The organism is Pseudomonas sp. 14P5.3.2 (assembly GCF_057799175.1).
The window spans coordinates 1-24,155 of the sequence record NZ_JBYOKU010000001.1 but is presented as its reverse complement, the minus strand read 5'-3'; the positions used below and the strand labels follow the sequence as shown (position 1 = coordinate 24,155).

Below are 24,155 nucleotides of genomic sequence, written 5' to 3'. Positions count from 1 at the left end.
CCAGAAAAATAGCTCCCGTCCCGGGTCAAAAACAGCCGGGAAGAAGTGGACACGCAGGGGTGAGCCGCAATGATGGCAGATGGCTTTTACGCGCTGAAGGCGACTTTAGTCTGAAACTGACTGGCTATTCTTTGGCCTGCGATTGGCTAAAACCGCCTGCTGACCAATTGCTCACGACTGCGAAGCCCCCGGTTTCATTGGGCCAAAAAGCCGATCTAAGGGTTTTCCCTATACGTCGCAGACCCCATCCCTACGGCATTTGCGCCTTGAACGGGGCGGTTTAATCCTCCATCATCCGTCACCTGCTTATTCAATGGACGGAATTCAAGGCATGCTGGACGCCAACGCTACCCACATTACCCTTACGCTCGAAGGCGCCTCCGCCGACCTGCAAGTGCTCAGCTTCACCGGTCGCGAAGCCCTCAACGAGCCTTTCCGTTTCGACCTCGAACTGGTCAGCGCCCGCCCCGACCTCAAACTCGAAGAGCTGCTGCACAAGCCCGGCGTCCTGACCTTCGGCGCCACCGGCGAAGGCAAGATCCACGGCCTGGTGTACCGCATCGAGCAAGGCGATTCCGGCAAGACCCTGACTCGTTACAGCATCAGCCTGGTGCCGCAACTGGCCTATTTGCGGCACAACCATGACCAGCAAATTTTCCAGAACCTCACGGTGCCGAAGATCATCGCCCAGGTGCTGGAAGATCGCGGCATCCTCGCCGACGCCTACAGCTTCCAGCTCAACGCCGAGTACCCGCAACGCGATTACTGCGTGCAGTACGACGAGTCCGACCTGCACTTCATCCAGCGCCTGTGCGAAGAGGAAGGCATCCACTTCCACTTCCAGCACAGCAGCAGTGGGCACAAACTGGTGTTCGGCGACGATCAGACAGTGTTCCGCAAACTCAAGGCCGTGAGCTACCAGCAAGACTCCGGCATGAGCGCCGACAAACCGGTGATCAAGCGCTTCAGCCTGCGCCTGGAAACCCGCACCACGCGCGTCAGCCGCCGCGACTACGACTTCGAAAAACCGAAGATCCTGCCCGAAGGCGCGGTCAAATCCGAGTTCGCCCCGGACCTCGAAGACTACGATTACCCCGGCCGCTTCACCACCCGCGAGCGCGGCAAATTCCTTTCGACCCGCGCCCTGGAACGTCATCGCAGCGACTACAAACTCGCCGAAGGCAAAGGTGACGAACCGACCCTGACCAGCGGCCACTTCCTGACCCTGGCCGAACACCCGCGCGCTGAATGGAACGACTTGTGGCTGCTGCTGGAAGTCATCCACGAAGGCAAACAACCGCAAGTGCTCGGTGAAAACGTCACCAGCGACGTCACCGACAACAAAAGCGATTTCCACCAGGGCTACCGCAACAGCTTCCTCGCCACTCCGTGGGACGCGCACTACCGCCCTGCCCTCGAACACCCGAAACCAAAAGTCCTCGGCAGCCAGACCGCGGTCGTCACCGGCCCGGCCGGCGAAGAAATCCACTGCGACCAGTACGGCCGCATCAAAGTCCAGTTCCACTGGGACCGCGACGGCCAGTCCGACGACAAAACCACCTGCTGGCTGCGCGTCGCCAGCGGCTGGGCCGGCGCCGCCTACGGCGGCATCGCCATCCCGCGCATCGGCATGGAAGTCCTCGTCACCTTCCTCGAAGGCGACCCCGACCAGCCACTCGTCACCGGCTGCCTGTACCACAAGGAAAACGTCGTCCCCTACGACCTGCCGGCGAACAAAACCCGCAGCACCTTCAAAACCCTCAGCTCACCGGGTGGCAAGGGCTACAACGAGTTTCGTATTGAAGACAAAAAGGGTGTGGAGCAGATCTATATCCATGCGCAGCGGGATTGGGACGAGAACATCGAGCACGACCAGAAGATCCGTGTGGGCAATGAGCGGCATGACACGGTTGAGGCCAACACCTACAGCGAATTCAAAGTCGAAGAGCACCGCATCACCCATTTGAATCGCGTCAGTGAAATGCGCGCAGATGATCACCTGACCGTCGCAGTCACCCAGCACCTCAATGTAGGCACAGCGCAATTCGTCGAAGCCGGCAGCGAAATCCATTACTACGCCGGCCAGAAAGTCGTCGTCGAAGGCGCAATGGAACTGACCGCCAAAGCGGGCGGCAGCTTCGTCAAGGTCGACGCCGGTGGCGTGACCATCAGCGGCGCCGAGGTGAAGGTCAATACCGGCGGTGCACCGGGTGTAGGTACGCCGGCCGCGCCGTTGCTGCCGGGGCCGATGAAGGTGGCGGATGCGGATAAGGCGGGCAAAGTGCTCATCCCGCTGCCCAAACGCCTCAACGAGTCCGGTATCACGCCGTTGTGCGGCAAACAAAGCAACGGCGCTTGCAGCCGTAAGGATTGCACATGCATGTAAAAGCACTGAGCGCCCTCCTCGAAGCGCCACGCTACGCCTTCGAGGGTTTGCCGAAAGAGAGCTCCGACCTTAGCCTATGTTTCATCATTGATCGCGCCCGTCAGCCAGAGGCCATGAGCCGCCTCTACCGTGTCGGCGAACCTGTCGACACTCAAGGCCTGTTCCTCAACACCGACTTCGCCGAAATCGCCGCTGACGGCCCTCTATGGCTGGTCGCACCGTGGGGCAGTCGCCTCGCTGCAGAAGCGGCAAGTCTCTGCGAAGAGAACTTCGCCGGCATCGCCCTCACCACAGCAGATCCAGCCAAGGCACTGGCACACGCCCGCTGGCTCCTGCGTGCCAACGATGGCTCCGGCGGTCAAAGCCTGTTGAGTTATCACAAGCCAAGTCTGTGGGCCGCGCTGGCCTACACCGCCGTTGAAAGTTCACATCAGCTCTTCGGCCCTTGGCAGCACGTGTACAGCCCGGCGCCGGTCCACTTCGGGCGCAATCGCGGTCGCTGGCTCAGTTGGCGAGCCCTTTCGGAACTTGAATGGCTGGGCGACGTCTCAGCGTTCAACCTGCCACCAGCAGCGCCAAAGGTTCAGGAGCATCTGGGATGGGTTTACTGGGCAGACGAGCAATACGCTGCCTACGGTGAACCTACCGACGAACAACTGCCCAACCTCGTGGAAAACCTCAATGTGCTGGTTGCCCACAACATTTACGAAGGTCGTCATTTACTGAAACTGGGCCAAATCACCAACGGCCCGCTGCTCGAAACGCAGCCACAGGCAATGGCCATCCTGCAATCAAGGGAAGAGTCGTTCATCAAAGTGCAGCAGTTGCAGAAACTCGCTAACAGCGCTGCTTGATGAGCCCGTCCGTAAAGAATGAATGGAAGCGAAATGGAACAGAACATCAGCGCAGCAACTAACACCGAGTCAGCACCCACAACAGCAGTAGTCGCTGATGAAGCTTGTGCAAAACCGCCTCGGGATATCGGTGAACAGCCCGAAGCGCCGGAAGATACACCAGGCGATCACGACAAAGTGAAAACGCCCTGCTCCACCGTCTATGGCAGCGCAATTTACGACACTGAGAATGAATCATTCTGGCTGCTGCCGGAGCGGACTAACTCGGCACTAAAAGAAGCTTCCAGCGATCTGGAACAAAAAGTCAGCTCAACCAAATCACCCGAAGAGCGCAAAAAAGGGCTCTACGAATCAGGTCTCCTGGAGTACTTCCTTGAGCCCAAGCTGGCAAACTTTCTTGAGGGCGAAGAGAAGTCCCGGATGCTGGAGATCGAAGCTCAACATCCCAACATAAGCAATTTGGACGCGGCGCTGCTTGAAGCTCAACAGAGCAGGAAAGCCGCAGCACCAGAAGCAGCACCACCTGCGACGCCCCTCACGCGCCTCGAACAGGATCAGATTAAAAGAACCGAAATGATGACCGCCCGTGACGATGCTACTCGCGTGCACGGCATGTACAGTGAATGGCAAAAGCTCAAGCGCACCGCCATTGCCGCAGCCAAAGAAAAAGGCTACGCGTACGAAAGCGGCAGCCTTTATGCGCCGAAAGCCATCGCCGCACGTGAAGCCGTTCAAAAATATCTGAAAGCACGAGAGGCGTTGTTAGAAGACAAGGATCTCACCACGTTAACGTCGGCAGAACTCGCCCCGATGCTCGCTCAGGACAAAAAGCGAATAGATGAGATCGCGATGTGCGGCACCAATAATCAATTGATGCTGTGTACATATGTGCGGGACCAGGAAATCAAACGCAAGGAAAGGAAAGCGACCTATAGCGCTTATCTGGACGCCATCACCGATGTTGCCCAATACGGAATCGCATTGCCCGAGTTTGCATTGATCCCCGAGGGTGGAGCAGTCGAGGGTGGCGTCGACTTGTTCAAGCAGTATCTGGCGCTAGAGAAAGAGCAAAAAGAGGTCAATGAACGCCTCAGTGCCAAGTACAAAGGCTGGATTGAAGCCAGTGGACGACAAGCCAAGGCGCCCACCAACCTTGTGACCAATGAACGTGCCGCCTGGGACCGGCTGCAGGCGTCAAAAGAAAAGCTACGGCTCCAGGCTGAGAACAACGTGGAAACGGCGACTGTTCGCCGTCATCTGTTGTGGGAGCCAGAACAATTTCAGGCGAGACCCGAAGAGCGTTTGATCAAGAATGGCTTCCCGCTGGCTGAGATGAGCATGGCGGACAGCCTCAACAAGCCGCTCACCTATCTCAGCATGTATTCGCTGCCACGACTCAAACAGACCGTAAAGGATGACTGGAAGAAAGTAGGCGCCAAGGTCAAAGATCTGGCGAAGCGTCCGGGCAATAGCGATGGAAAAGCAGCGACCGACTCTGAGCTGAGCTTGTTCGGACAGTGGCTGAAAGACGAAGGTGCGTTGAGGATCAAGGATCAGGAAAGCGACTGGTTCTCCTCAGAAGGCTGGTTCGAGATCGAAAAATTCAACGCCTACCTTGAAAGCAAGAAGTACAAGGTCACGGCGCTGGAGAATGCTGGTACACGTAAAGAATGGGGGGATCGATTGCAGCAAGTGTTGTTCAAGGACAACGTACGCAAGACCTTCCGCATTTTCGATATCACTCCGCAGGCACAGCTGGTTCGTTGCCTGATGCCTTCCACCACGAAGATCATCCACTCGTCGACAAAAGTAGAGGGGCCAGATTGGACACTGGCCGAAGGGTTCCAGGCCTCGGCCAAGGCGACTTTTGCCGTTGACCTTGCAAGGGGTGAAGTCGAACTCTTTAAAGTCGACTTGCCAGACCGTGCCAACGCTAAAGATATCGTCATCACCTACCGAAACGCCGAAGACATACAGCAGAAGATGAACCTCGGACGGTTCTCGCTCTATCTAGGCGCGAAGGCTTGGGGCTACGCCGGAGCATCGTTGCTGCTTTCTTCGGAAATTGCATTGGATGTCAGCAACGCTGGCTTCCATTTAGCTCCTCCCGAACCGGTTGTGCGCAACCCCGATAAGCGCAGCTACGCAAGAACTGAGAAAAGTGGCCAAATTAAAAAAGCTCCAGAAACTCTACAGATACAGGATGGCGCAAAAGCCGCATTCAATCTATTCGCTGGTCTGCAAACCGGGATCATGGTCACCGGAGCGCTGAACTGGGCTCCACCTTCCGAAGTAGCCTTGCTAACCAAAGCCCCCGTTGCTGGTAAAGCCGCAGGAATGAAAGCCAGCGAATGGTTTAGCCTTGCGCGCTTGACCGTGGAACTCAATGCAGCAGCCGGCCTCGGTGCGAGGGCTGAAGCGAGTATTTCCCTGCACGAGGGCCGTCTGATTCTGGTACTCAAGGCCGCATTGATAGCCGGCCCGGGCGTTGGAGGCTCCTTCAAATTCGAGGTGGGCTACGACGCCGTCACTGAACTGCTTAACATGTTCCGTAGAGAACTTTATAAAAACAAACAGAATCCGTACTTTGTTATTGAAGATAAAACCTACGCGTACCTTTCGAAATTAAATACTCTGGCCATTGGTGGCTTTGATATCCGGATGATTTACCTCATGGGTGCTGATGCGGTAATGACGCTTTATGAAAGCTTGACTGCAACGGGCAAAGGCGGCGCGATAGCACAAACCATCATGTCTTATGAGAATCAACTCGAACTGGAGGAGTGGTGCATAAATGCTATTCCCGGGGCGTTAGGACCTCTTCTTTTAACTCTGATCAGCCCTCCAAGTGATTTTTCTGTGACCATCTCCAGACCCACAGGGAAAACAGCAGAAAAAGACGACACGATTAAATACAGCGACGAAGAATCAAAACTACTCCAACAGCAAGCCATTGAGAAAATTTTGTCTTGGATTCTTAAGCGTGCACAGAAAGACAATACCATTGATAAAGCACAAAGTCAGTTTGAAGACATATGCATGTCGATGAACAAGTTCGGGATAAAACCAGCAAACGCAGGTCAGTTGTATTGCGAGAGCAGGCTTGCCCTTGACAACTTTATGGCAGACCCTGTTCTCCGCCTAAAAAATCGCACCGGTGATGACATGCGCGCCGATTATTTGTCCCATGTAAAAATTCTAGGTGCGAAAAAAGATGGGCAATGCCAAAGATCCCAGTATTTTGGTAGAACTTACATGCCGTCTGGCACAGCCAAATTTATAGACCCAAAAGCATAACACTTGAGAAAAAAACATGCGCCTCATAGTATTATTTTCAGCCATGCTATTACTCGCCGGCGCCAACCAAGCAAGCGCCGAACTGAATCCTGAGCAGTTGCACGCAAAGCGACAAGGAATAATTCTTTACAATCAACTTAAAGCTGTTTCTGCGTCTCCTCTACTGAGAATAGCGGCAGAGGCTGGAGACCATGAGGCACAATATTATCTAGCTGAGTCATTACGGCAAAAAAATACCTACATGAATCCTGAAGCTAAAAAGTGGTATGAAATGGCAGCTGACCAAGGGGATCTTTATGCAATGATCCAGCTTGGGCGAGTAAAAAATGATCTATGTAAATTATCAGACGACTGCCCTGCCACAGAAAAAAAACCATCAGACTGGTTGAATCAAGCATCAAGCATCGCTCAGCCTAAGGCAGAAGATGGAAATGCAGAAGCCATGTACATAATGTATGAATTAACGCTCGATACAACTTGGCTAGAAAAAGCAGCCGCAAAAAACCACCAAATCTCACAGTACTTATTAGCTAAGAGCTACAATCAGGGAGACGGTTTTTTCCTTCCATGGAAACGCTCGGAAGCGGTTGAAAAATTATTCAAAGCTTCAGCTGAGAGTGGGTACCCGCCCTCCATGATGGAATACGGAGCCCTTCTTTATGAAAAAGGTGACATTGAAGGTTTCCGTCATTGGAATGAGCAAGCAGCTTTAGCAAGCTACGCCACAACAGTTTATGGTTACGGTTCTGATCTTGCTCATGAGCCAGACACGTATGGATTCCCATTCGATGTCGTTAAAGGTTATGCCCTCGTTTACACCTTGAAGGAGCTAGACGGCGGTGGAGGTTTACAAGAAAGAGTGGAGAGTAAGTTACCGAAAATTGAAGCAAAGATGACAGCTGAGCAAATTGCAGAAGGTAAAAAATTTGCAAAAGAATGGAAGGCGACTCACGCACCACTTTCGTTCTACCCGGACAAACTAAGTCGTTGAAAACCAAGCTTAGCATTATCTCTTTTCTGGCGAGTTGAACTGATAGAATCCATGAAGTATTTGGCCATTTCCCTGCTATTCATGCTTTCTTCTCACGCGGAAGCCCAACTGGACGCACAGCAGAAAATCGCTAAAAACGAAGGCATTATACTCTATAACCAATATAAGGCCACTTCAGCCATTTCCTTTTTGACAATCGCAGCAGAGGCTGGCGACGCAGAAGCCCAATATTATTTAGGTGAAGCCCTCCGAGCGAAAAATCATTACATGAATATAGCTGCCAGAAAATGGTACGAGGCGTCTTCAGGTCAAAACTATCTTTATGCCATGGTTCAGTTAGGGCGTATCGAACACGACCTATGCGATATATCCAACGAATGTCCCGCTTCACAGAAAGCACCTATAGATTGGTTAAACCAAGCAAAACAATTAGCCCAACAAAAAGCAAATGCTGGCGACGCAGAAGCGATGTACATAATGTATGAAATCACTTTAGATGATACTTGGCTAGAACGATCTGCAACTTCAGGAAATGCTCTTGCACAATACTGGCTTGCCACTTCACTTAAGCAAGGTGAGGGATTTTTGCTACCATGAAAGCGAAGTGAGGCAGTTGAAAAAAGGTACAAACTTTCAGCTGAAGGCGGCAACCCTAGATCAATGATGGAGTTGGCTGCTCTTCTTTTTGAGAAGGGAGATATTGAAGGCTTCCGACATTGGAATGAGCAAGCTGCAGTATCAGGTTACGCAGAGTCCATATATGGATACGGTTCATATTTAGCTCACGAGCCCGATACCTATGGCTTCCCGTATGATCCTGTAAAGGGATACTCGCTTATTTTTTCTCTAAGTAGCTTGGATGGCGGGGGCGGTATGCAGGAAAATGTTAAATACAAGCTTCCCCTCATTGCTTCCAAGTTGACTCCTTCGCAAATATTAGAAGCTAAAGAGCAATCAGAAAAATGGATATCCATGCACCCTCCCCTGTCCTTCTTCCCTGACAAACTAAGCCGTTAGCTTGTTTTATTCGAATTCAAGGGCACGAGAATCATACAAACGGGAGAGTAGATGGCGTGAGGTTCGCCCAACGCGACCATACTCCCGTTCGCATTCAAGGCATCAAACCGGCGCCTTCCAATCCAGCATCTGCTGCTGCGCCACCTGCAGCAAATCATTGCCATCCTGCGCCAGCAGGTACAGCGCATGGGTAATGTGTGGAATGTCCTGAACATCGCCATGCCGGAAGCACATGCAGTGCAGGGTTTCGAGCAGGTCGCTGCAGGCGCGGATGCGCTGGACGGCGGACTCGAGGATGTCTTGGGGATTGGCTTGGGTGTCGATGACTATTGGTGCGCTGTCGGTGACGCCGCTGTTGAGCGGGTGATAGCGGTTTGGGAGCGGGTTTAGTATTGGCATTTTGATTACTCGATATTTTAGAAAGTAACCGCCAGTACCGTGACCAAACAGTGGGAGGCGGCCGCATGCAGGATTGGTCAACTGAGACAACACCAAAACTCAGCTCGCCCGAAGGCGCCCTGCACACAGCCGCCATAACAGCGCACTGCAAAGACATAGAAGTCCGCAGCGCAAATGATGGCACATCTGCAATGGTGTCGTGCTCAGGTGACCAAACCCGAATCGCTGATTTTGCAGCGACGCCAAACCATACCCGCCCCGCTCCCGCCGCCGAAAGCAGACAAAGCATCCATCCTTGTAGGAATCGGCCCCGCATCCCAAAGAAATCATCCCTCTGCCAGACAGCCGGCGTTCAGCCAGGTTAACCATCACTTAACGCCGCAGTCCAAGACTCTACTGAACCGCACACCTCAGCCGCTGGCTGGCGCCGAGTGCGGCAGGTTCGGCCGTATGGTGCCGAACGCTCATTCCGTCGCACGGGAGTCCGATCCATGAACATTCGCACGCTACTGCTCACCTCCGCCCTCGCCTGCACCGCATTCGCCGGGGTGGCTCAGGCCAATGACACCACCGCCACAACCAAGCCTGTCCCCTATCAGTACGGCATGCCGTTGCATGTGAACAAAGTGATCTCCATGACCGAGCAACCCACTCGTCAGTGCAAAGTCGTTACTGCTGACATGAAGTACGTCGACAATGCCGGGAAGCCTGAGGAAATCACCTACCGGAAAATGTCCGACGCCTGCAGTGACCAGAACTGACAGAAGGCTCTGATTTGCGGGGTTGCGGTAGGCGCTGGAGGGTTCGCGGGTTATGCTCGGGGGCCCTCCTCACTGCCGCAAGGACTCGCCATGCAGTTGTCGTTTCGTACGTTGTCGATCATCACTTCTTCGTTGTGTTTTGTGCTGGCGCTGGTCTGGGGCTTTTTCCCGGAGGTGTTGCTGGCGATCTGGAGCATTGAGTATTCGTCCGCTGCCGGTTTTGTTGCGCGGCGCAGTGCGGTGCTGTTTGCGGCGTTGGGGGTGATGTTTTATCTGGTGCGCAGCGCTCCGCCATCACTGGGTCGAAATGCCCTGAGCAACGGTTTTATCGTCGGTTGTTTTGGTTTGGCAGTACTGGGTTTCGGCGAATGGCTCAACGGCCATGCCGGCCCCGGGATTCTGCTCGCGGTGCTGGTCGAGTTCGCGCTGGGCCTTGGCTTTGTGCAGGCCCGGCGCGTGACGGTCGAACTGGGTGAAACGGTGAGTTAAAGCGCTCTGGAGCGAGGACTGTAATGCTGTGGCGTGGTTTGTTGCGCCAGATCCGAGCGCAGGCCGGCAATCAGTTCGTTGATCTCGCGGCAGCCATTGAGATGGCTGGCATCGATCCCGCTGACGTGCAAATCAACCTGGTCAGTCTGGTGGTCACCGAATACCTTGACGGTCATCGACAGGTCTGGCGACAGCGTGCACTGGCAGCGTTTAGGCAGAAAACTGCTTTCAATGATATTGCGTAGTTCCAAGGCAGACAGAAACATGGTGAACCTCTCCTTATTGATGAAACTGCCAATCAACTCTTCACGTTGACCGCTTTTGCTGCCCCTGCACGGGTGTTTCCCCGCTGATTCCCTGGTGCGGCAAACGGTTGTACAGCGAAATGCTTCTTGGAGTGTAGGCGCCCGAACGCGGTGCGCTGCACCAAGTAGACGCATAAACCGTGCCTTTCATCGGGTCATTTTGACCCTCGATAAATCAAGCACTTGGCGCGGTGGCCAGTAGTTGGCCAGTTGCAAATTGCAAGAATGCCCCACTTGGACACTGCAATATGCACGTCGACGCCGGTTTGCATTCATCGACCATGACAGTGAGAATGCCGGTCACTCCACCCTACACCCGCCAGGAGGCTTTCATGGGTTCTTTAAGCGTTCACGCGACAATCGGTCTGCTCGTTGCCGGCCTGTCCACCTTCGCCCACGGGGCCAAACTGGAAGACGTTGCCCCTTACCCCAAGGCGGAAAACGGCTTTACCCGTCAGGTCATCTACCTACCTAAGCAAGAACAGGAAGAGAATTTCCAGGTTGAAGTCCTTGCCGGCAAAACCCTGGAAGTCGACTGCAATAGCCAACGTCTGGGCGGCGCCCTGGATGAGAAAAATCTCGAAGGCTGGGGTTACCCGTTCTACCGACTGGAAAAAGTCATCGGCCCGATGAGCACACTGATGGCCTGCCCGCCTGGCACTCAGAAAAAGCGCGCATTTGTGCCGGTCGTCGGTGATGGCTTCATGCTGCGTTACAACAGCAAGCTGCCGCTGGTGATCTACGCCCCGAAAGACGTCGAAGTGCGCTATCGCATCTGGTCGGCTTCGGACAAGGTTGGCACCGCCATCGCGGAATGACCTGAACAGGGAGCGCCAAACGTGATTACTTGCCATGTGCGATACGTGATCGATCCGTACCAATTGACCGAGTTCGAGGCCTACGCCAAAGCCTGGCTGGGCATCGTCGAGCGGTTGGGCGGTACTCATCACGGCTACTTCCTGCCGTCCGAGGGCGCGAGCAACATCGCTTATTGCCTGTTCAGCTTTCCATCGCTGGCCGATTATGAAAGCTACCGGCACATCGCGCTGACCGATCCGGAAAGCACGGCGCTGGTGGAATCGCTGGTGCAGAAAAAATTCATCGTCAGCTACGAGCGCAGTTTTCTGCGCCCGCTACTGCCCTGAGCGTTATCACGCCGGGACGCCGCAAACTGCGGCGCGCTCGGCGACGTGGCGCAGGCTGTCGAAATTGATGTTGGCGCCGGAGTCGATCGCGACGAAGGTCTGCTCGCGAACACCGTTGCGCGCCACGTATTGTTTGATCCCGGCCACCGCCAACGCGCCGGAAGGTTCGGTGATTGAGCGGGTATCGTCGTAGATATTCTTGATCGCGGCGCAGAGCTCGTCATTGCTGACGGTGACCACCTCGTCCACGCAGAACCGACACACTTCGAAACCATACGCGCCGATCTGCGCCACGGCCACGCCATCGGCGAACGTCCCGACACTGGGCAACATCACACGCGCATCCGCTTGCAACGCTGCCTTCAAGCAGGCGGAGTGCTCCGATTCAACACCGATGATGCGCACCTCCGGCCGCAGGTATTTGACGTATGCCGCGATACCGGCGATCAGGCCGCCACCGCCCACCGGAACGAAGATCGCCTCCAGCGGCCCCTGATGCTGACGCAGGATTTCCATGGCCACCGTACCTTGCCCGGCGATCACGTCCGGGTCATCGAACGGTGAAACGAAAGTGCGCCCGGTTTGCTCGGCCAGTTGCAGCGCATGGGCCAGGGCAAACGGAAAACTTTCGCCATGCAGGAGCGCCTCAGCGCCCCGACTTCGCACCCCAAGCACCTTCAGTTCGGGCGTGGTCAACGGCATGACGATGGTCGCCGCCATCCCCAGTTCCCGTGCCGCCAGGGCCACGCCCTGGGCATGATTACCCGCTGACGCGGTGATTACGCCGCGTGCTTTCTGCGCATCACTCAATTGCACCAGCTTGTTGTAGGCGCCACGGATCTTGAAGGAGAACGTCGGTTGCAAGTCTTCGCGCTTGAGCAGGATCCGGTTGCCCAGCGCCTCGGACAGCGCCGGCGCCGCTTGCAACGGCGTGCGCACAGCAATGTCGTAGACCGGCGCGGCAAGGATCTTTTTCACGTACTGCTCAAGCAGGACTTGTTGGACGGGGCTGTGCGGCATGGTCGTCTCCTGACGTTTTGATCAGAACCCCGGAGACAGAAAATGAAAACCCGCCTCTAGGGCGGGTTGGGTGCAGCAGTCGTGAGCTAGCCCGCCAAATGAGGAATGGCGGTAATAATGCTTGGCTGGCAGCGCAATACGGTGGAAGTCATGGGCCTGAAATTAGCCCGGCGGCGGCCGGCGAGTCAATGGCTTATTTGGGGATGCCAAGGTAGGCTGGCGATTCTGCTCATCACCCCAAGGAAGGAATACATGATGCCTGTCGCCCTGCCCCTCACGGCGTTGATTGCGTTTACTGGCTACACCGTGTCGGTGATGCTCCAGGCCGAACAGTCGTTGATCGACTTCGGTATCAGCCTGATGTCGCGCCCGGACACGGCGCAGGTGGTGATTGATCTGTATCTGCTGGCGACGCTGGCCGGGGTGTGGATGGTCAAGGATGCACGGTCGCGAGGGATGTCGGTCTGGTCGGTGGTGCCGTATCTGTTGCTGACGGCAGTATTTGTGTCGATTGGGCCGCTGTTGTATCTGGTGGTGCGTGGGGTTCGGGAGCGCAAGAAAGTGGCAGCGGCAGCCCCTGCGAGCTGATCCCGAGCTTCGAGTGCTGCTGAGATCGCTTTCGCGAGCAAGCCCGCTCCCACTTTTTGAAATGCATTCTCCTGTGGGAGCGGGCTTGCTCGCGAAGGTGTCAGCTCAGGCACCGATCAATCACTGGGCCAACCGCCGCAGCCCAAACAACATTCCCCCCGCCCCGAGCAACATCACCATCAGAAACACCGGGTAGGAAATCCACCACGGCGTCCCCGCCGTCATCATGCTGAACTCCGACATCCCGCCAATACTGGCAATCAGGTTCAACGGCAGAAACACCACGTTGATCAACGTCAGCTTGCGCAGCAGATTGTTCATGCTGTTGTTCATCAGATTGCCGCGCGCATCGATCAGCCCGGAAAACACCGTTGAGTAGATCTCTGCCTGTTTGTAGCACTGGTTGTTCTCGATGATCAGGTCGTCGATCAACCCGATCGCCTCGCTGCCGAAGTGCTGTTTTTCCGCGTGATTGCGCAGCCGCGTCAGCACTGCGCCGTTGCTGTGCAGGGCATTGATGTAATAGATCAGGCTTTCGCTGAGGTTGAACATCTGCACCAGATGCTGGTTCTGCATCGAGGCGTTGAACTTCTGTTGAAGCTCCCGGGCGACCAGTTTGATCACCTTCAGGTGGCCGAGATAATGGTGGATGTTGTTGAACAGCAAATCGAGCAACACATCCAGCGGCGCATTGAGCGGCTGGCGCGTGCCGATGCCGTGCAATGGTGTGTCGTCGGTAGCGATCACCAGCAACTGACCGGGTGAAAACAGCAGGCCGCAGGACGACACTTCAAACGCCAGGCTGCCACCGCCGGAATAGTTTTCCGGGCGCTTCCAGATCAGGAACAAATGGTCGGGGTGAAACTCGATTCGCGAGACTTCGTCCGGGTCCAGCGCCGAGGCCAGCGCGTGTTCGTCGACCTTGTAGTGAGTGTGGAGCAAGTCGCGCTCGGCAGCATCGGGATTGCTGAACAGCATCACCTCGGCATCCAGCCGTTCCACCCGCTGCAACGCGCCGTGACTCAATGCGAAACTGCTGATCATCGGCGCTTCACCAGGCCTGGCCGCGACGCTTGAGTTCCAGTCGTCGCACGAACTCCTCCAGCACCAGTGAATACAGATCGTCCTGCAAATAGGCGTCTTCGATGCCGGCATCGAGGTTCGGATTGTCGTTGACCTCGATCACCACCACTTTGTCGCCGGCCTGTTTCAGATCCACGCCGTAGAGGCCGTCGCCAATCAGGTTCGCGGTCTTGACCGCCAGTTCCACCACTGCCCGCGGTGCCTCGTGAACCGCCAGGGTGCGGCACTCGCCGTTGATGTCCTGGCCCTTGGCCTTGTGGTTGTAGATTTGCCAGTGGCCCTTGGACATGAAGTATTGGCAGGCGAAGATCGGTTTGCGGTTGAGCACGCCGATGCGCCAGTCGTACTCGGTGTAGAAAAACTCCTGAGCCAACAGCAATACCGAGTGTTCGAACAATTCAGCGGTAGCCTCAAGCAGCGCCTGCTGGCTTTCAACCTTGATCACCCCGCGAGAAAAACAGCCGTCGGGGATCTTCAGCACCAGCGGAAAACCGAGGCGTTCGCCGACCCGTTCGAAATCTTCCGGTCGTTCCTTGTAGAGAATTTCCGTGGCAGGCATACCCAGTTGATGGCTGTTGAGCAGGTCAGTCAGATAGACCTTGTTGGTGCAACGCAGAATCGACGTCGGGTCATCCATGACCACCAATCCTTCGCTCTCGGCTTTTTTCGCGAAGCGATAGGTGTGGTTATCGACGCTGGTAGTCTCGCGAATCAACAGGCCGTCGTACTCGGCGAGCCGCGCGTAGTCCTTGCGTTCGATCAGCTCGACATCGATGCCCATACGCTTGCCGACCCGCACGAAATTATCCAGTGCCTTGGCGTTTGACGGCGGCAAGGCTTCTTGTGGATCGTGCAGAATCGCCAAGTCATAACGCGCCACTTGCGGCGAGCGCGGCACTCGCCAGACTTTACGGCTAAAGCCGTCCAGCGCATTGGCGAACTGATCTTCCTGATCGTCGCGCAACTTGTGCAGGGCGCCGGACTTTATACCTTCGATGTGCCAGCCGTTAGTTCGGCGAAACTCAACTAGCAGAATCGGACACGGAAACACTTCAAACAATTGCCGGGCCAGATCCTGCAGCGGCTCGATATGCGTCTTGCCGAAGTAAAGTGTCAGGGTGAAACCTTCGGTATCGCTGTACAAATGATGGCTGAGGGCTTTTTCCAGGGTTTTATCGAGGTCGTCCAGCGCCAGGCCGTAAAGCGATTTTTTCGTCAGTTCGCTGATGGTGCGGACCGATGGAATCACCTTGTGGCCGCGGGCTTCTGCCAGCAGCGAGCAATAGTAACCGTGCCCCAGGTACTTGTAACTGCGGCACAGGTTAATCACCTGCACCCGTTTGCCAGGTTCGCTGTCACGGGTTTGCTCAAGGTATTCCTGAGCCGTGACGATGTCCTCGCTGGGAAAGTACGAGGCCCAGTCTTCCTTGCGTTCGACGATGATCAACACTTGACTGGAAGTTCTGATGACTGGATTTAAAAAAGTTGCCGTCGGCAAACTTTGCTCGGATACTTCGCGCCAATGACCCTGTACCGCTGACATAGAGATTGATCCGTTGGAGAACAAGACCATTTCTATTAAGCACGAAGTTTTTCGAAAGTCCCGTTTCGTTACGCAACTTTTACGGTGGTCATATGAGTGCTGTTTTTCGTTTGGCGGTAGTTGAAGATCTGCCAGCGTTGCTGGCCCTGGAAATGCAATGTTTCACCACCGACCGGCTCACCAGCCGCAGCTTTCAATGGATGATCACCCGCGCCCATGCGCAACTGCTGGTCGCCGAGCTTGACGGGCGATTGCTCGGCTATGCACTGGTGCTGTTTCATCGCGGCACATCACTGGCGCGCCTGTATTCCATCGCCATTGCCGGCGAAGCCCGTGGCACCGGTCTGGGCAAACAATTGCTGCAACGTATCGAGGCCTGTGCCGTTGAGCATGACTGCGCATACCTGCGCCTTGAAGTACGTATCGATAACCCCACCGCCATCGGGCTTTACGAGCGCAACGGCTATCGGCGTTTTGCGCTGATTCACGATTACTACGAGGACCATGCCGATGCACTGCGTCTGGAAAAGCGCATTGTTCAGCACCGTGACTCGCGCAGTATCAAGGTGCCCTACTACCCGCAAACTACCGAATTCACCTGTGGCCCGGCCTGTCTGCTGATGGCCATGGGCGCGCTGCATCCTGCGCGCCTGCTGGAGCGGCGTGAGGAATTGCAGATCTGGCGTGAAGCGACCACGGTGTTCATGACCTCCGGCCATGGTGGCTGCAGCCCCCAGGGTTTGGCACTGGCGGCCTGGCGGCGGGGTTTCCGGGTGCGTTTGCAGCTGAGTATGGCCGGGCCATTGTTTCTCGACGGCGTGCGCGATGAGCATAAAAAAGACGTCATGCGCCTGGTGCATGAGGAGTTCACCGCTCAAATGCAAGAGACCGACATCGAGCGGAAGATTGGCATCCATCTGGATTTACCGCGCCTGCTGGAGGCTGGCGGTCAGCCTCTGGTGCTGATCAGCAGTTATCGCCTGACCCGCTCCAAATCACCGCACTGGGTAGTGGTCACCGATTGCGATGAAGACTTTGTGTACCTGCACGATCCAGACGTCGATCACAGCCAGCATCGCCAGCCGATGGACTGCCAACATGTGCCGGTCAGCCATGGGGAGTTTGAAAAGATGAGCCGGTTTGGGCGGGGGAAATTGCGGGCGGCGGTGGTTTTGTATGACCGCCCTACGCCAACTATCGTTAGGCTCTAGAGGCTTTTTGGTGGCGAGGGCGCTTGCTCCCGCATGAATGCGTAGCGCTCACAAGATTTTGAGGCTGCTGCGCAACCCAGCGGGAGCAAGCTCCCTCGCCACAGGAGATCTGTGAAAATTTGAAGTGAGGTTACTTCAGGCCGATCTTGTAGAGCGAACCGTCCTGCTCATCCGTCAGCACATACAGATACCCATCCGGCCCCTGCCGCACATCACGAATTCTCTGTTTCAAATCGCCCAGCAAACGCTCCTCGTGCACGACCTTGTCGCCATCGAACTGCAGCCGGATCAGCTCCTGACTGACCAGCGCGCCGATGAACAGGTTCTGCTGCCACGGTTTGAAACGATCAGCGTCATAGAACGCCATCCCGGTGACGCCGGGAGACTTCTCCCACACATGGTGTGGATCCACGGCGCCTTCGACACTTTTGCCCTTGGCTTCCGGAATCGGTTGCAGCGAATAGTTGATGCCGTGGGTCGCCAACGGCCAGCCGTAGTTTTTCCCGCGTTCGATGATGTTCACCTCATCGCCACCCCGGGGACCGTGTTCGTTCTCCCAGATTGTGCCGTTCCACGGATTGAGCGCAGCGCCCTGCGGATTACGATGGCCATAAGACCAGATTTCCGGCCGCACGCCGGGCTGGCCCACGAAAGGGTTGTCATCCGGCACCTTGCCATCGGGGAAGATCCGCACGACCTTGCCTTGCAGCTTGTCGAGATCCTGCGCGGTGGGCCGCTCGTTGTTTTCGCCAAGCGTGACAAACAGGTAGCCGTCGCGGTCGAAAACCAGCCGTGAACCGAAGTGGTTGCCAGTCGAAAGCTTCGGTTCCTGACGGAAGATCACTTTGAAATCATTCAGACTGCGCAAGTCGTCCGACAGACGACCGCGCCCCACCGCCGTCCCGGCCTTGTCCCCGGCACCACCGCCCTCGGCATAGGACAGGTAGACCAGCCGATCCTGTTTGAAGTCCGGCGACAGCACCACATCGAGCAATCCACCCTGGCCCTTGGCCCAGACTTTCGGTACGCCACTGATCGGTTCAGAGCGCTTGCCATCGGCACTGATCACCCGCAGGTTGCCTGGACGCTCGGTCACCAGCATGCCCTGCCGATCCGGCAGAAACGCCAGCGCCCAAGGGTGCTCGAGTCCTTGGGTAATCGTGGTGACTTCAAGGGTACCCTGCTCGCTTTTGAGCTCTTTGGGGACAGCGGCGAAAGCGGGAGCGCTGATCAACGCGCCGACACACAGCGTGGCTAGAAAGGTTTTACGCAACATGCACGATTCCTTTTGTTCGTTCGAAAGGCTGACAGGCGCTCAGTCCTGCCGTTCAACGGTTGCTGTCTCCATCGCGTGAAGGTGGGTTGGGAATGAATTTTGGTGGTGTACTCGGCACCGAACGTTGTTGCTGACCATTGCCGATGCCGCCATTACCGACGGTTGGCGAACTGGGTACCGGCACCGTGTTCGGCCCGCGAATAATCGGCGCACTGGGCTGTGTGCCCTGCATGCTGTTGGGATTGGCGCGGCGGATCGGGCTGTTGTAAGGGTTGTTGTCGGTACCGGTGGGACTCTGTGCCAGCAGCAGCGGCGCGGACGGCGGCCCGACTTCGGCATGCGCGAGCCCCGCCCCAAGGAACAGAACGATGATGCCTAACGGAATTCGGTTCATGGCGCGGCCTCTCGATGCGCAGGGGATAGAGCCTTCGAGTCCACGCTACGCCCTGGGTTCGGATTTGTTAACCCATGGGCCTTAAACAAGATGTAACACGACTTGACCGGCATTGCTGCGAGCCCATGCAAACGCTGGAAACTTTCGAGCCGGGGCACGGGTCACCTGATCATCACTCGGAGAACTCACCATGGCTCGGGCAATCTGGAAAGGCGCGATCAGCTTCGGACTGGTACACATCCCCGTCGCGCTGGTGTCGGCAACGTCCTCGCAGGGCGTCGACTTTGACTGGCTCGATAGCCGCAGCATGGACCCGGTCGGTTATAAACGGGTTAACAAAGTCACGGGCAAGGAAGTCACCAAAGAGAACATCGTTAAAGGTGTGGCTTATGAAAAGGGCCGCTACGTGGTGCTCAGCGAGGAAGAAATTCGTTCGGCGCACCCCGTGTCGACCCAGACCATCGATATCTTTTCATTCGTCGATGCCGAGCAGATTCCGCTACAAAACATCGACACGCCTTATTACCTGGCGCCGGACAAGCGCGGCGGCAAGGTCTATGCGCTGCTGCGTGAAACATTGAGCAAAACCAACAAGGTCGCCCTCGCCCGCGTCGTCCTGCACACTCGGCAATATCTGGCGGCACTGATGCCGCTGGAATCGGCGCTGGTGCTGGTCAAGCTGCGCTGGCCGCAGGAAGTGCGTGGCCTCGACGAATTGGAGCTGGGCAGTGAGGTGACCAAACCGCAACTGGCCAAAGGCGAACTGGACATGGCCAAACGTCTGGTGCAGGACATGAGCGGCGACTGGAGTCCGGAGGATTACAAGGACGAGTTTGAAGACAAGATCATGGCGCTGGTCGAGAAAAAGGCCCATGAAGGCAAGATCGAGGATGTCGAGACGGTGGGTGGCGAGGAAGAGCGCAAGTCTGCGGATGTGATCGACCTGACCGAGCTGCTTAAACGCAGTCTGGGCGGCAAGGCCACGACCAAACCGAAGGCAAAAGCGAAGCCTGCCAGCAAGGCAGCCCCGGCGAGAAAGACCAAAAAGGCTTCGGGGGGGTAATCAGATCCGGCTCCTGTCAGGAAGCTGACAGGTTGGTTTTGAGAGACTCATCGCCAGCAGGCTGGCGATGCTGTCAGATCAGAATGAACACCGCCAGCAAACCGCCGAAGATCGCCCACTTTTCCATGTAGTAACGCGTGCGATTGCGCTTTTTCAGCTCTTTGCCACGCAGTCGGACTTTGTAGATTTTGGTAAACAGTCGGTTGATCCCACCGACACGATCGCCCGCATCGTTTGGCGCACCTGCCGCCGACATCACGGTGCGGCTGAACCAGGCATTGAACGCCGCTGCCCAGCGATACTTCATCGGCCGCTCGATGTCGCAGAACAGAATGATGCGGTTTTTGTCGGTGGTGTTTTCCGCGTAGTGAATGTAGGTCTCATCGAACATCACCGCCTCACCGTCGCGCCAGTGATAGCTCTCACCGTCGACATTGATGTAGCAACCCGCGTCGTTTGGAGTGTCGAGACCCAGGTGGTAGCGATACGAACCGGCGTAAGGATCACGGTGACGGACCAGTTTCGAACCCGGCGGCAGCTCGGCGAACATCGCTGCCTTGATCGAACCGATGCTCTGCACCAGCTCGGTGGTGCGCGGGCACAACTTCATGGCCGACGGATGGCTCTCGCCATACCACTTGAGGTAGAAACGCTTCCAGCCACTTTTGAAGAACGAGTTGAAACCGACGTCATCGTATTGATTCGAGCGTTTGATCTCACCGGCGCGCAGCAGATTCTGCCCTTCCTGGCGAATTTCTTCCCAGTGCGCCTGCAAAGGGCTCAGATCAGGAAATTCGGAAGGATCGAGATACGGCTTGTTCGGCTTCTTCGAAAACAGGTACAGGAAGCAGTTGATCGGCGCCAGGAACGTCGAGTGATCGCTCAACTGACGGCCCAGTTTGTGACGCACGCGCCCACGAAGGTGAACGTATGCAATCGAAATGACATAAATAGCAGCAATGATGAGTTTCACGGAAATCGTCACACGTCAAAAGTGAACAAACTGCGCGCCTGCCGGCCGGTGGCCCAGGGTCTGATGCAGTGGCATGAATACAAATACTATCCCGGTGGCACTTCCTTGAGCCCTTGCCGTTAGCGGCTATTGGGTAACTGGCTGGCATTTTAGCCATACTTTGTAACCAATGGTGAACCTGATCTGTGAAAAACTGTCCGCTGAATCTGCCAAACGGCAGACGCGGCGTCATCGCCCTATCGTTTAAAGAGCCAGACCAGTACAATCGCCGCCAAACTTTACGCGCCCCCTTGGTTGATGACGGGAATGTCCCGCCTCAGCGCACTTTGACTCGGGCCAAGCGCTCCAGCCGCACCCTCGCTACTCAGAATGCTTCGCAGGAAAAACCTTTGATTTCTACAGCTAACATCACGATGCAGTATTGATCGGGGTTTTCTGAGGGTTAAAGCCAGCATTTACAGGGGGTTGCGCCCGCACCAACCCCCATCATTTTGCACCATTGGCCCAAAAATTGGCCCAAGCCTCCGGCGTTCTGCCGAACTAAAATACCATCCCTGCTAATCTGGGGTCTTCCACTGAGGACGCCAAATGCAAAACTCTGATCTGCTCCCCTCCCTGCTCTTCAAGATCAACGAAAACCAGCTCGCCCTCGAAGCCGACATCATGGAGCTGTCCAACTGGGTCGAGCAGCGTGGATCGGCAGATGTCGCCGAGAACGTACGCGGCGCACTCTGGACGATCGACAAGAACGAGGAGTTCATCAAGATGACCTTGGCGGTTTTGATGGCGCCAGAGTGACCGCAATCGGTCAAAAACGTCACGCTGGCCCCTAGTACGGAACACAGCTCATAAAAAAGGCCCCAAAAGGGGCCTTAAAATACTTGCAATTACCGCCGGCAAGTCGGCTTACAGCTTACGTTTACTGACTGCAGATTTTGTCGTAAATCCAGCTAACGACACTCCACAGCGCCCAAGCAGTCGCCAAAACAACACCAAGGACAATGATAAACTGAATCATTTCGTAAACACCTTCTTCTCACCCAACCAGGATTGGTGGAGCCGGCCCCTATCAGGGGATAACCATATGATTACTGAGAAAAAAAATGCTGTAAATGACATGTACTTCGTTCAGTTGCTGTTCGTTCTTGTAGTACCAGGACACAACGTGCTCAGCTTCGCGCCCCACCATGTCAAGGTGACTTCGGAATTATCGTAAGCTACTGATTTGCAAAGAAAACACAGCCAAAGCATCAGGGTAAAAAACCGCCATTACCCCCTATAAGAATCAACAACTTAGCGCTGTATTTTCCTACAGTGTTCCACTCCTCTCCGGCGTTCTGCCGACACCCACCAATCCAAAATCCTACAGCTCGTCGCCTTACCCTCGCCCACGTTATCCGTCTCGATTACTGTACATGCATACAGCATTTGTACAGCGAATCTCTTTCCATGAATTTCGATCAAGCCAAATCTCTACGGCTCCAGCAATGGCGCGCGACTCTAGACGACCAGGACTTTCGCATGCAGAACCCGGAGGCACACCGGGAAACGCTTCATCAAATGGCGGGCGCCCTGCATACAGAGGGACTGATCGACCAACTCGAGCGCTTCGATATGAACGAGATGGCAGACGCTGCCTACTGGGATTCTGTCGAGGAGCTGCAAAACTCGCCGGGCCAGTACCGAGGAGCGTCGACCTACGATGTCGTTCAGATCGACACCGGAAGGCTGCTTGGCAAAATAAACCGGTCGATATTCAACTTCGAAAGCGACGAACCACGCGGCGCCTCCTTTCCCTACGACGGCAAGGTCTACTCCAATGCGGATGGGGTGCAGCTGACTCTGGGGCTTTCTCGAAAGATTGGGAAAATTTCAGGACTGGTGCTGGAATTGAATGGGCGCCAATACCAACTGGTGGAAACCGAACGGGTTATCAGTGGCGTCGACTACAAACCTGTCGACGACCCAGACGCCTACCGCGCTCTGGTTGATGCAGCTCAAGTCGCCCAGGAAGAGCGAGACCTACGCGCTTTTGAAAAGGTGCGACCTCACATCGAGTCGTCGGCCTTCTGCATTTGCCCTGCCTGCCTCGATCGCTTTGACACGCGTGACGACTGCGCGACCTGTGATGGAAAAGGTTTTGTGACGAAGCCGGCGCCTGGCCGGACAGGCAGGCGCAAAGCCGATTGAGGGTTACTGGATTGGAAAGCGGTATAGGTTACTCTCCAGTTTGGCGAGCCTTTTCTCATCGAGTCGCCCCATCGCCCAGACCCCCTTCAGAAAACCAAAGGTTCGCTGCTGCCAACCTGGGTCATTTTTCAAAGCGAGGTCTTTTAATACTGCGATGACTGAGAACGTATTACTTGGGCACCCGCTCAACTCCGCCTCAATCATGAGAAAGAGTCCTTTTATCGAGCAGCTTTCGTGCATGGTCGAATCAAATGCCGGACGCGCTTCATCTCCAACAGCCATATGAGTATTCAAGGCAGATCCCTTCCTTAAGAAAGCCCGAATTATTCGGAACGAGCGTGCAGATTAGGCAAGGTTACAGTTTGGTGAAAGGGGCAGATTGGCCAATATTCAACATGTCCCGACGACCGGTTAAAAACACGATCACTTCGTCAGAATTTCACGAACGTAGGCCTGGCACGCCTGAAGCGCAATCAATCCACGGTCACCGGTGTCGGTGATGGCGATAATTCGTTGAGCATGCGCCGGGTCAAGTTTGGCTCGTACGGCTGCATGATCCACGCCGCCGGCGCCGGCGGTGGCCGGCACCCCACAGCCTTTGGCAGCGTCGGTTGCGTCGAGGAGGACTGACAGCCGCAAATCAGAAGTGGCAAGGCGATCGCGCAGCAGAGCCTGGTCTTTTTGAACATTTGTCAATTTCTCGAAGTGAGTTTTTTCACTGTCTGCCAGCCGCTGCTCGAGCGCCAGACGCTTGTCCTGCTCGGCCTGCTGCGCGGTCGTCGCGGCCTGGGTCAGTTGATTGAGGGTGTCGGCGTGCAGCCGCGCCTGCTCGGCCAGTTGGCCGCCGTAGCGCCAGTCCTGAAACTGCCAGGCGCTGCCGGCGCCGATCAGCACCAGCGCCAGCGCGCCCACCGCTTTCCACGGAACGGCAATCACGCCAACACCTTCAGCGCCTTGGCGTACAGCGAGGCGCGATCCTCGGCACCGTTCGGCGTCCGCCCACGCCGACCGGTGTTGATGATGCTGCCGATGTTTGCATTGTCGCCGGCATCCGCCAGGTCGTTCAGGCCGTTTTTTTTCCAGAACCACCCCGCCGACATCGCGGCATGCTGTGGAAGCTCAAGCTGTTCGGGATGATTGATCAGATCCAAGCCCAGAGCTTCGCCGCAT

The 24,155-nt window shown here is 55.9% G+C and carries 24 protein-coding genes and 2 pseudogenes; 15 read left to right on the top strand and 11 right to left on the bottom strand.

The features are described from left to right. Positions 1-331: 331 nt before the first annotated feature. The 6 genes from AC27VU_RS00130 to AC27VU_RS00105 all read left to right on the top strand — a co-directional run bounded on the left by AC27VU_RS00130 (position 332) and on the right by AC27VU_RS00105 (position 8,545). Positions 332-2,386, top strand: a complete 2,055-nt coding sequence (locus AC27VU_RS00130) for a type VI secretion system Vgr family protein (RefSeq protein ID WP_488723104.1) — start codon at positions 332-334, stop codon at positions 2,384-2,386. Next, positions 2,377-3,240: a DUF4123 domain-containing protein gene (locus tag AC27VU_RS00125; RefSeq protein WP_003225158.1), complete on the top strand. Its 864-nt coding sequence runs from the start codon at positions 2,377-2,379 to the stop codon at positions 3,238-3,240. Before AC27VU_RS00130 ends, AC27VU_RS00125 begins: the two co-directional genes overlap by 10 nt. A gap of 33 nt (positions 3,241-3,273) precedes the next feature. Next, on the top strand, positions 3,274-6,537 hold the full coding sequence (locus AC27VU_RS00120) for an Ntn hydrolase family protein (protein ID WP_003225160.1): 3,264 nt from the start codon (positions 3,274-3,276) through the stop codon (positions 6,535-6,537). Positions 6,538-6,553: 16 nt separating this feature from the next. Beyond that, positions 6,554-7,528: a tetratricopeptide repeat protein gene (locus AC27VU_RS00115; RefSeq protein ID WP_003225162.1), complete on the top strand. Its 975-nt coding sequence runs from the start codon at positions 6,554-6,556 to the stop codon at positions 7,526-7,528. Positions 7,529-7,579: 51 nt separating this feature from the next. Beyond that, positions 7,580-8,125, top strand: a complete 546-nt coding sequence (locus tag AC27VU_RS00110) for an SEL1-like repeat protein (RefSeq protein WP_338802078.1) — start codon at positions 7,580-7,582, stop codon at positions 8,123-8,125. 66 nt (positions 8,126-8,191) lie between these two features. Further along, positions 8,192-8,545, top strand: coding sequence for a hypothetical protein (locus AC27VU_RS00105; protein ID WP_338802079.1), 354 nt, complete (start codon positions 8,192-8,194; stop codon positions 8,543-8,545). Positions 8,546-8,647: 102 nt separating this feature from the next. On the opposite strand, the gene AC27VU_RS00100 is transcribed toward AC27VU_RS00105, so the two are convergent. After that, on the bottom strand, positions 8,648-8,944 hold the full coding sequence (locus AC27VU_RS00100) for a hypothetical protein (RefSeq protein ID WP_201137581.1): 297 nt from the start codon (positions 8,942-8,944) through the stop codon (positions 8,648-8,650). A 491-nt stretch (positions 8,945-9,435) separates the two neighbouring features. Between AC27VU_RS00100 and AC27VU_RS00095 the strand changes: the two genes are divergently transcribed. Then, entirely contained in the window at positions 9,436-9,705 is a 270-nt protein-coding gene (locus tag AC27VU_RS00095; protein ID WP_338802080.1) for a DUF2790 domain-containing protein, read from the top strand. Between the two features lie 90 nt (positions 9,706-9,795). Then, on the top strand, positions 9,796-10,194 hold the full coding sequence (locus tag AC27VU_RS00090; protein WP_003225169.1) for a hypothetical protein: 399 nt from the start codon (positions 9,796-9,798) through the stop codon (positions 10,192-10,194). Here the strand turns inward: AC27VU_RS00090 and AC27VU_RS00085 are convergent. Next, positions 10,191-10,460, bottom strand: coding sequence for a DUF1652 domain-containing protein (locus AC27VU_RS00085; RefSeq protein WP_007964586.1), 270 nt, complete (start codon positions 10,458-10,460; stop codon positions 10,191-10,193). The two genes, AC27VU_RS00090 and AC27VU_RS00085, sit on opposite strands and share 4 nt — an antisense overlap. Positions 10,461-10,831: 371 nt before the next feature. Between AC27VU_RS00085 and eco the strand changes: the two genes are divergently transcribed. Further along, positions 10,832-11,317, top strand: coding sequence for a serine protease inhibitor ecotin (gene eco, locus AC27VU_RS00080; protein ID WP_400496355.1), 486 nt, complete (start codon positions 10,832-10,834; stop codon positions 11,315-11,317). Between the two features lie 21 nt (positions 11,318-11,338). Beyond that, positions 11,339-11,644 (top strand): NIPSNAP family protein, encoded by a 306-nt coding sequence (locus AC27VU_RS00075; RefSeq protein WP_003225174.1) that lies wholly within the window; start codon positions 11,339-11,341, stop codon positions 11,642-11,644. Between the two features lie 30 nt (positions 11,645-11,674). Here AC27VU_RS00075 and ilvA read toward each other — a convergent pair. Continuing rightward, positions 11,675-12,664: pseudogene (gene ilvA / locus AC27VU_RS00070) on the bottom strand (threonine ammonia-lyase, biosynthetic); the annotation flags it as partial. A 252-nt stretch (positions 12,665-12,916) separates the two neighbouring features. Here ilvA and AC27VU_RS00065 point away from each other — a divergent pair. Continuing rightward, a complete protein-coding gene (locus AC27VU_RS00065; protein WP_003225178.1) occupies positions 12,917-13,252 on the top strand; it encodes a DUF2834 domain-containing protein in 336 nt (111 codons plus the stop codon). 120 nt (positions 13,253-13,372) lie between these two features. Here the strand turns inward: AC27VU_RS00065 and AC27VU_RS00060 are convergent, their stop codons facing one another. Beyond that, positions 13,373-14,296 (bottom strand): magnesium transporter CorA family protein, encoded by a 924-nt coding sequence (locus AC27VU_RS00060; protein WP_103520895.1) that lies wholly within the window; start codon positions 14,294-14,296, stop codon positions 13,373-13,375. 7 nt (positions 14,297-14,303) lie between these two features. Then, complete coding sequence (locus AC27VU_RS00055) at positions 14,304-15,878, bottom strand: RimK family ATP-grasp domain-containing protein (protein ID WP_400505362.1); 1,575 nt, start codon at positions 15,876-15,878, stop codon at positions 14,304-14,306. A 92-nt stretch (positions 15,879-15,970) separates the two neighbouring features. On the opposite strand from AC27VU_RS00055, the gene AC27VU_RS00050 reads away from it, so the two are divergent. Then, on the top strand, positions 15,971-17,089 hold the full coding sequence (locus tag AC27VU_RS00050) for a peptidase C39 family protein (RefSeq protein WP_488723103.1): 1,119 nt from the start codon (positions 15,971-15,973) through the stop codon (positions 17,087-17,089). 130 nt (positions 17,090-17,219) lie between these two features. Here AC27VU_RS00050 and AC27VU_RS00045 read toward each other — a convergent pair whose 3' ends face one another. Both AC27VU_RS00045 and AC27VU_RS00040 read right to left on the bottom strand, forming a co-directional pair. Next, entirely contained in the window at positions 17,220-18,365 is a 1,146-nt protein-coding gene (locus tag AC27VU_RS00045) for a PQQ-dependent sugar dehydrogenase (protein ID WP_488723102.1), read from the bottom strand. Between the two features lie 52 nt (positions 18,366-18,417). After that, a complete protein-coding gene (locus AC27VU_RS00040; RefSeq protein WP_201137576.1) occupies positions 18,418-18,759 on the bottom strand; it encodes a hypothetical protein in 342 nt (113 codons plus the stop codon). A 190-nt stretch (positions 18,760-18,949) separates the two neighbouring features. On the opposite strand from AC27VU_RS00040, the gene ku reads away from it, so the two are divergent. Further along, positions 18,950-19,822, top strand: coding sequence for a non-homologous end joining protein Ku (ku, locus tag AC27VU_RS00035; RefSeq protein ID WP_488723101.1), 873 nt, complete (start codon positions 18,950-18,952; stop codon positions 19,820-19,822). Positions 19,823-19,895: 73 nt separating this feature from the next. Here ku and lpxO read toward each other — a convergent pair whose 3' ends face one another. Continuing rightward, entirely contained in the window at positions 19,896-20,795 is a 900-nt protein-coding gene (gene lpxO, locus AC27VU_RS00030) for a lipid A hydroxylase LpxO (RefSeq protein WP_045122779.1), read from the bottom strand. A 588-nt stretch (positions 20,796-21,383) separates the two neighbouring features. Here lpxO and AC27VU_RS00025 point away from each other — a divergent pair. Together AC27VU_RS00025 and AC27VU_RS00020 are read left to right on the top strand one after the other, a co-directional pair. Beyond that, positions 21,384-21,593 carry a hypothetical protein gene (locus tag AC27VU_RS00025; protein ID WP_488723100.1) on the top strand — a complete coding sequence of 70 codons (210 nt, stop codon included), beginning with the start codon at positions 21,384-21,386 and terminating at the stop codon, positions 21,591-21,593. A gap of 651 nt (positions 21,594-22,244) precedes the next feature. Continuing rightward, positions 22,245-22,985, top strand: coding sequence for a hypothetical protein (locus tag AC27VU_RS00020; RefSeq protein ID WP_488723099.1), 741 nt, complete (start codon positions 22,245-22,247; stop codon positions 22,983-22,985). A gap of 3 nt (positions 22,986-22,988) precedes the next feature. On the opposite strand, the gene AC27VU_RS00015 is transcribed toward AC27VU_RS00020, so the two are convergent. From AC27VU_RS00015 to AC27VU_RS00005, 3 genes and pseudogenes are all read right to left on the bottom strand, one after another. Continuing rightward, positions 22,989-23,279: a hypothetical protein gene (locus AC27VU_RS00015; RefSeq protein WP_488723098.1), complete on the bottom strand. Its 291-nt coding sequence runs from the start codon at positions 23,277-23,279 to the stop codon at positions 22,989-22,991. A gap of 129 nt (positions 23,280-23,408) precedes the next feature. After that, positions 23,409-23,918, bottom strand: a complete 510-nt coding sequence (locus AC27VU_RS00010; protein ID WP_488723271.1) for a lysis system spanin subunit — start codon at positions 23,916-23,918, stop codon at positions 23,409-23,411. Continuing rightward, positions 23,918-24,155 (bottom strand): annotated as a pseudogene (locus AC27VU_RS00005) (glycoside hydrolase family 19 protein); the annotation flags it as partial. The gene AC27VU_RS00010 and the pseudogene AC27VU_RS00005, both read right to left, overlap by 1 nt.

Excerpts from the sequence above, each read along its gene's own strand:
- AC27VU_RS00130 (WP_488723104.1), top strand. The coding sequence starts at position 332 with ATGCTGGACGCCAACGCTACCCACATTACCCTTACGCTCGAAGGCGCC.
- AC27VU_RS00125 (WP_003225158.1), top strand. The coding sequence starts at position 2,377 with ATGCATGTAAAAGCACTGAGCGCCCTCCTCGAAGCGCCACGCTACGCC.
- AC27VU_RS00120 (WP_003225160.1), top strand. The coding sequence starts at position 3,274 with ATGGAACAGAACATCAGCGCAGCAACTAACACCGAGTCAGCACCCACA.
- AC27VU_RS00115 (WP_003225162.1), top strand. The coding sequence starts at position 6,554 with ATGCGCCTCATAGTATTATTTTCAGCCATGCTATTACTCGCCGGCGCC.
- AC27VU_RS00110 (WP_338802078.1), top strand. The coding sequence starts at position 7,580 with ATGAAGTATTTGGCCATTTCCCTGCTATTCATGCTTTCTTCTCACGCG.
- AC27VU_RS00105 (WP_338802079.1), top strand. The coding sequence starts at position 8,192 with ATGGAGTTGGCTGCTCTTCTTTTTGAGAAGGGAGATATTGAAGGCTTC.
- AC27VU_RS00100 (WP_201137581.1), bottom strand. The coding sequence starts at position 8,944 with ATGCCAATACTAAACCCGCTCCCAAACCGCTATCACCCGCTCAACAGC.
- AC27VU_RS00095 (WP_338802080.1), top strand. The coding sequence starts at position 9,436 with ATGAACATTCGCACGCTACTGCTCACCTCCGCCCTCGCCTGCACCGCA.
- AC27VU_RS00090 (WP_003225169.1), top strand. The coding sequence starts at position 9,796 with ATGCAGTTGTCGTTTCGTACGTTGTCGATCATCACTTCTTCGTTGTGT.
- AC27VU_RS00085 (WP_007964586.1), bottom strand. The coding sequence starts at position 10,460 with ATGTTTCTGTCTGCCTTGGAACTACGCAATATCATTGAAAGCAGTTTT.
- eco (WP_400496355.1), top strand. The coding sequence starts at position 10,832 with ATGGGTTCTTTAAGCGTTCACGCGACAATCGGTCTGCTCGTTGCCGGC.
- AC27VU_RS00065 (WP_003225178.1), top strand. The coding sequence starts at position 12,917 with ATGATGCCTGTCGCCCTGCCCCTCACGGCGTTGATTGCGTTTACTGGC.
- AC27VU_RS00060 (WP_103520895.1), bottom strand. The coding sequence starts at position 14,296 with ATGATCAGCAGTTTCGCATTGAGTCACGGCGCGTTGCAGCGGGTGGAA.
- AC27VU_RS00055 (WP_400505362.1), bottom strand. The coding sequence starts at position 15,878 with ATGTCAGCGGTACAGGGTCATTGGCGCGAAGTATCCGAGCAAAGTTTG.
- AC27VU_RS00050 (WP_488723103.1), top strand. The coding sequence starts at position 15,971 with ATGAGTGCTGTTTTTCGTTTGGCGGTAGTTGAAGATCTGCCAGCGTTG.
- AC27VU_RS00045 (WP_488723102.1), bottom strand. The coding sequence starts at position 18,365 with ATGTTGCGTAAAACCTTTCTAGCCACGCTGTGTGTCGGCGCGTTGATC.
- AC27VU_RS00040 (WP_201137576.1), bottom strand. The coding sequence starts at position 18,759 with ATGAACCGAATTCCGTTAGGCATCATCGTTCTGTTCCTTGGGGCGGGG.
- ku (WP_488723101.1), top strand. The coding sequence starts at position 18,950 with ATGGCTCGGGCAATCTGGAAAGGCGCGATCAGCTTCGGACTGGTACAC.
- AC27VU_RS00025 (WP_488723100.1), top strand. The coding sequence starts at position 21,384 with ATGCAAAACTCTGATCTGCTCCCCTCCCTGCTCTTCAAGATCAACGAA.
- AC27VU_RS00020 (WP_488723099.1), top strand. The coding sequence starts at position 22,245 with ATGAATTTCGATCAAGCCAAATCTCTACGGCTCCAGCAATGGCGCGCG.